Origin of the sequence: Kitasatospora sp. LaBMicrA B282 (assembly GCF_050325825.1) — a bacterium.
Taxonomy (GTDB): domain Bacteria; phylum Actinomycetota; class Actinomycetes; order Streptomycetales; family Streptomycetaceae; genus Kitasatospora.
In genome coordinates, this window is record NZ_JBNQTI010000286.1 from 1 (window position 1) to 5,999 (window position 5,999).

A 5,999-nucleotide genomic window follows, 5' to 3' on the forward strand; every position below is an offset into this window, starting at 1 on the left:
GCCGCGCGCGCCGCCCCACCGGCGCGCGGCGGCGCGCGGTCACCCCCCGCGCCCCGCACCTCCTTACCGCGCCACCCCACCTCGGCCGCCCGGCGCAGACCCGCATCCCTGCCGGAGCTCGCTCGTTGGGCCCTACGTGTACAGCTACGACGTGACCCCATCCTTCCGCCAGACCACCACCACCCGGGGGATCCCGGCGATGAGGCCGTCGTACGACGGGGAGCATCCGATCGCTCCCACCCCGACGCCGATCTACGACGAGCTGTACTCCGAGTACCGCCGCCTGTTCCGCGCCCTGCCCGGCGACCGCGCCGGCGAGGAGGACCTGCGGTTCACCGGCTTCGCGGTCCGGGAGCGCCACTTCGGCGCCGAGGAGCACCGCCTCGGTTACGGGTACGGCCACGGCGCGCTCCCGCCGACCGCCGGGTCCGCGGCGCAGGGCCAGCTGCCGCAGCACCAGTCCTTCCCCAGCTACGTCGGGCAGCTCCCGGGGACGCCGCAGTTCGTCCCCGGCCAGCAGCAGGCGGCTCACCACCCGTACCAGCAGGCCCACCAGGCGCACCCGGCCCACCAAACACACCAGGGCCACCAGAACCACCAGGCCCCGCAGTACCAGGCCACCCACTACCCCCAGGCGGCGCAACACGCCCACCTGCACGCGCAGCACGCCCAGCACCAGCAGCAGCCCGCCTCAGGGCAGGGCTGGGTGGCCACCGGCTACCTCACCCCGGCCGTCCCCTCCCCCGGCGTCCCGGCCCCGACCACCCCGGGCCGGCACCGCGGCAACCTGCTCTCCCTGCCGCCCGGCCGCGCCTGAGTCCGCCGGCCGCCGGCCGCCCGGGACGCACGCACCACCCGAGCAGCGGCCAAGCCCCACCCGGGCAGCGCCCGAGCAGCGGCCAGGCCCCACCCGAGCACCACCCGAGCCGCAGCCACAAGCAGCGCCCGGAAAAGCAGCCGGCCCGGTGGCTCCTCGCCACCGGGCCGTACCGCTGTCCCCCAGGGGGATCCCCGATCCCCCTGACACCTCTTATCCCTACTTCTTCTTGCGCTTCTCCCGCACCCGCACCGAGATCGAGATCGGCGTCCCCACGAAGCCGAACTCCTCGCGCAGCCGGCGCTCGACGAACCGCCGGTAGCCGGCCTCCAGGAAGCCGGAGGCGAAGAGCACGAAGCGCGGCGGCCGGGTGCCGGCCTGGGTGCCGAACAGGATCCGGGGCTGCTTGCCGCCGCGGATCGGGTGCGGGTGGGCGGCGACCAGCTCACCGAGGAAGGCGTTCAGCTTGGCGGTCGGCACGCGGGTCTCCCAGCCGGCCAGCGCGGTCTCGATCGCCGGCACCAGCTTCTCCATGTGCCGGCCGGTCTTCGCCGAGATGTTCACCCGCGGCGCCCACTGCACCTGGACGAGGTCGCGCTCGATCTCGCGCTCCAGGTAGTAGCGGCGCTCCTCGTCGAGCTGGTCCCACTTGTTGTAGGCGACGACCACGGCCCGGCCGGCCTCGACGGCCATCGAGATGATCCGGGTGTCCTGCTCGGCCAGCGTCTCGCTGCAGTCCACCAGGACGACCGCGACCTCGGCCTTCTCCAGCGCCGCGGAGGTGCGCAGCGAGGCGTAGAAGTCGGCGCCGGCGGTCAGGTGGACCCGGCGGCGGATGCCGGCGGTGTCGACGAACTTCCAGGTCTTGCCGCCCAGTTCGATCATCTCGTCGACCGGGTCGCGGGTGGTGCCGGCCAGCTCGTTGACCACCACCCGCTCCTCGCCGGCCAGCTTGTTGAGCAGGCTGGACTTGCCGACGTTGGGCCGGCCGATCAGCGCCACCCGGCGCGGGCCGCCGAGCGGGACGCCGTCGAAGGTCTGCGGCGGGGCCTCGGGCAGTGCGGCCAGCACGGCGTCCAGCAGGTCGCCGGAGCCGCGGCCGTGCAGCGCGGAGACGGGGTAGGGCTCGCCGAGGCCGAGCGACCAGAGGTAGGCGGCCTCCGCCTCGGTGGACGGGCCGTCGACCTTGTTGGCGCAGAGCACCACCGGCTTGCCGGCCCGACGGATGATCTTGATCAGGGCCTCGTCGGCGTCGGTGGCGCCGACCGTGGCGTCCACCACGAAGAGCACCGCGTCGGCGGTCTCGATGCCCAGCTCGGCCTGGGCGGCGACCAGGGCGTCGATGCCGAGGACGTCGATCTCCCAACCGCCGGTGTCGACCACCTTGAAGCGCCGGCCGTTCCAGGTGGCCTCGTAGCTCACCCGGTCGCGGGTGACGCCGGGCCGGTCCTCGACGACCGCCTCGCGGCGGCCGATGATCCGGTTCACCAGGGTCGACTTGCCGACGTTCGGCCGCCCGACCACGGCCAGCACCGGAAGCGGGAGGTGCCCCAGGCCCTCCAGGTCGAGGTCGCCGTCCTCGAAGCCCTCGCTCTCGGCGAGCGCCATGAACTCGGCGTACTCGGCATCGTCCAGTTCGCCGTGGCCGGCGACGTGCTCGTTGCTCATCTTCGTCTGTCCCGTTTCCCGGCGCCCCGAGGGGGCGCCGTGCGTTCCTGCCCGGCCGTGGCCGACCGGGCAGCGCGAAAAATCCACATCCAAAAAGTCCGACCCCGGGCGCCTGACGCCCGAGGTCACGGTCCCGCTGCCGCCGGCTAGGCGGCGATCAGGTGCCCTGCCCGCTGCGCCACCAGGTCGGAGACGGTGTCGATCACCTGCTGGAGGGTCAGCTCGCTGGTGTCCACCAGCACCGCGCCCGGCGCCTGCACCAGCGGTGCGGTGGCCCGGGAGGAGTCCGCGGCGTCCCGGCGGTCGAGGTCCGCGGCCATCTCGGCGATGGTCTGCTCGTCGACGCCCTTGGCCCGCAGCTCCGCGGCCCGCCGCTCGGAGCGCGCCGTGCCGGAGGCGGTCAGGAAGATCTTGGCGGTGGCCTCCGGGAAGACCACACTGCCCATGTCCCGGCCCTCGGCGACGATCCCGCGCGGCGCCAGCTCGGCGCAGCCGCGCTGCAGCTCGACCAGCCGGGCCCGGACCTGCGGCACCGCGGAGACCGCGGAGACCTGGGCGGTCACCTCGGGGCCGCGGATCGGGCCGGAGACGTCCTGGCCGTCGACCGTGATGGTCGGGCCGTCGGCGTCGGTACCGGAGACGATCACCGGCTTGCCGCAGGCGATCGCGACCGCCTCAGGGTCCGTGACGTCCACCTCGTTGGCCAGCATCCACCAGGTCATCGCCCGGTACATGGCGCCGGTGTCGAGGAAGCTGAGGCCCAGCCGGGCCGCCACCGCGCGGGAGACGGTCGACTTGCCGGAGCCGGAGGGTCCGTCGATGGCGACGACGACCGGGGCGTGCGCTCGGTCGGCAGTGTCCACAGGGAACCTCTCTTCTCGACACCCGGGGAGATACCTCAAGGTTAGACGACCGCCGCGACACCCCGAACCGGGCCGCCGCGGCACCCGGCCCGGGGCCCGCTCACTCCCGTACCCGTCAGTCGCGCACGTCCCAGCCGCGCTCGCCCAGCGCCTGCACCAGCCGGGCCACCGCCGCCGGCTCCACCTGGAGCTGGACCAGGCCGACCCGCTGCCCGGCCGAGTGGTCGATCGCCACGTCCTCGATGTTGACCCCGGCCCGGGCGGCCTCCCGGAACAGCCGGCCCAGCTCGCCGGGCTGGTCGCCGATCGCCACCACCACCGTCTCGTAGCGGGTGGGCGGGGCGCCGTGCTTGCCGGGGATCCGGGCCTGCCCGTGGTTGCCGCGGCGCATCACGGCCTCCAGGTCGGCCACCCCGGTCCGGCGCCCGGCCTCGTCCCCGGCCGCCACGGCACGCAGCGCGGCCACCGTGGTGTTCAGGTCGCCGGCCAGCTCCTCCAGGATGTCGGCGACCACGCCGGCGTTGGCGGAGAGGATGTCCAGCCACATCCGCGGGTCCGAGGCGGCGATCCGGGTGACGTCCCGCACGCCCTGCCCGGACAGCCGCACCGCGGTGTCGTCGGCGTGCTCCAGCCGGGCGGCGACCAGCGAGGAGAGCAGCTGGGGGGTGTGCGAGACCAGCGCCACCGCCCGGTCGTGCGCGGCAGCGTCCATCACCACCGGCATCCCGCCGCAGAGGGCGACCAGTTCCAGGGCCGCGTTCAGCGTCTCGGTCTCGGTGTCCGGGGTGGGGGTGAGCACCCAGGGCCGGCCGTCGAAGAGGTCGGCCCGGGCGGCCAACGGGCCGGACTGCTCCCGGCCGGCCATCGGGTGCCCGCCGATGTAGTGCGCGGTGTCGCAGCCCAGCGCGGCGATCTCGGAGCGCGGGCCGGCCTTGACGCTGGCCACGTCGGTGTAGCTGTGGGCCAGGTCGCGCCGCTGGCAGTCGGCCAGCACCTTGCCGACCAGCGCCGGCGGGACGGCGACGATCGCCAGGTCCACCGGCTCGGCCGGCTCCTCGGCGATCCCGGCCCCCAGCGCGGCGGCGGTGTGCGCGGCGTCCGGATCGGCGTCGGAGAGGTACACCGTGATCCCCCGCCCGGTCAGCGCGAGGGCGATGGAGGTGCCGATCAGGCCGGTGCCGACGACGGCGACGGTGCGCATGATGCTGCTGCTCTCCTGCGGTCCGGGGCACCGCCGGTTGCGGACGCCCGTCGTCCGCCGGGGCGGACGGCCACCATCCTCCCGCAACCGCCCGGACCGCGCCCCGCCGGGCCGGGGGTTCCGCGACAGCCGTCACCCGGTCCGGGCAGACTGAGTGGCCGTAGCGGCGCCACCGGGGCGAGACCCGGGGGCGGCCCGGGGAGAAGGGGAACCCGATGACCGATCTGCCGGCCGACACCACGTCACCTCCCGTCCCGCACTGGCCCAGCACGCTGGACTCGGTGGTGGTGCACGCCGCCGGTGCGGTCTGCCGCCGGCTGGCCCACGGCGCCCTGCCCACCGCCGCCGGCCCCGACCCGGCCACCGACCCCGGCCGGCTCCGGCTCTGCGTCACCGGCCTGCCGGACACCGCGGAGCCGGGGTCGCTGCGCGCGGCGCTGCCCGCGGGACCGGCGGGCTGGCGGGTCACCGAGGTCCGGCTGACCGCGCAGGCACGGCTGACCGACCCGGCGGAGCTGCCCGAGCTGCGGCGGCGGCTGACCGCGGCCGAGCAGCGCGAGGCGGCGCTGCGCCTGCGCGAGCGGCAGCTGGCCGACCGGATCGCCCGGCTCGCCGAGGTGCGCCCGACCACCCCCAAGCGCCGGGCGGAGGACCCGCACCGCCGGGTGCCGGCGGACGCGCTGCTCACCCTGGCCGACTTCGTCGAGGAGCGGCTCGGCGCCCTGCACGCGGCGGCCGCCGAGACCGAGGAGCGGCTGCGGCAGGCGGTCCGGGAGCGCGAACTACTCGGCGCCCGGGTGGACCTCGCCTCCACCGCGGAGCTGCGCACCCCGGTCGGCACCCGCGCGGTCGCCCTGGTCACCCTCACCCGGGACACCGCGACCGGCCCGGACGCGCCGGACTCCCCGGACACCCCTCACACCCCGACCGGCCCGGAGTCCCCCGACGCCACAGCGGCCCCGACGACCCCGTTCACCGTCGAGCTCGAGTACCGCGTCCCCGGCGCCCGCTGGCTGCCCACCTACCGGCTGGACCACCGCCGCGGCGCCGGCACCGGCACGCTCACCCTGCGGGCCGCGATCGCCCAGACCACCGGCGAGGACTGGCACGACGTCCGGCTCGCGCTCTCCACCGCGGACCTGCTCCGCCCGGCCGAGCCGCCCAAGCTGCGCTCGATCCGGATCGGCCGCCGCCAGCCGGCCCCCGCGCCGTCGGGCTGGCGCGAGCCGCCGCGCGGGCTGGACGAGTTGTTCGGCGACTACGACCTGGCCCAGCTGACCAGGCCGGAGGAGGACTTCCCGCTCCCCGTGGGCAGCCCGGTGATGGCCCCGCGGCACCGCCGGGCCGCCGCGGTCGCCCGCTCCGCCCTGCCCGCCCCGCCCGTCCCGCTCGCCGTCGCCGGCCTGCCCGTCCCCGGCGCTCCCGGCGCCCCCGCACCGGTCGGCTACGG

Annotated in this window: 5 protein-coding genes; 2 read left to right on the top strand and 3 right to left on the bottom strand. The window is 75.9% G+C overall.

The window, feature by feature from the left end:
• Positions 1 to 151: 151 nt before the first annotated feature.
• Entirely contained in the window at positions 152 to 817 is a 666-nt protein-coding gene (locus ACQRUO_RS38170) for a hypothetical protein (RefSeq protein ID WP_428320777.1), read from the top strand.
• A gap of 219 nt (positions 818 to 1,036) precedes the next feature.
• Here the strand turns inward: ACQRUO_RS38170 and der are convergent, their stop codons facing one another.
• The 3 genes from der to ACQRUO_RS38185 form a co-directional block, all read right to left on the bottom strand.
• Positions 1,037 to 2,485, bottom strand: a complete 1,449-nt coding sequence (der, locus tag ACQRUO_RS38175; RefSeq protein WP_428320778.1) for a ribosome biogenesis GTPase Der — start codon at positions 2,483 to 2,485, stop codon at positions 1,037 to 1,039.
• 146 nt (positions 2,486 to 2,631) lie between these two features.
• On the bottom strand, positions 2,632 to 3,348 hold the full coding sequence (cmk, locus tag ACQRUO_RS38180) for a (d)CMP kinase (RefSeq protein WP_428320779.1): 717 nt from the start codon (positions 3,346 to 3,348) through the stop codon (positions 2,632 to 2,634).
• 115 nt (positions 3,349 to 3,463) lie between these two features.
• The gene (locus ACQRUO_RS38185; protein ID WP_428320780.1) at positions 3,464 to 4,549 is read right to left on the bottom strand and encodes a prephenate dehydrogenase; all 1,086 of its coding nucleotides are present in this window, start codon (positions 4,547 to 4,549) and stop codon (positions 3,464 to 3,466) included.
• Positions 4,550 to 4,764: 215 nt separating this feature from the next.
• Between ACQRUO_RS38185 and ACQRUO_RS38190 the strand changes: the two genes are divergently transcribed.
• On the top strand, positions 4,765 to 5,999 hold a 1,235-nt coding region (locus tag ACQRUO_RS38190), incomplete at its 3' end, for a DUF4139 domain-containing protein (protein WP_428320781.1).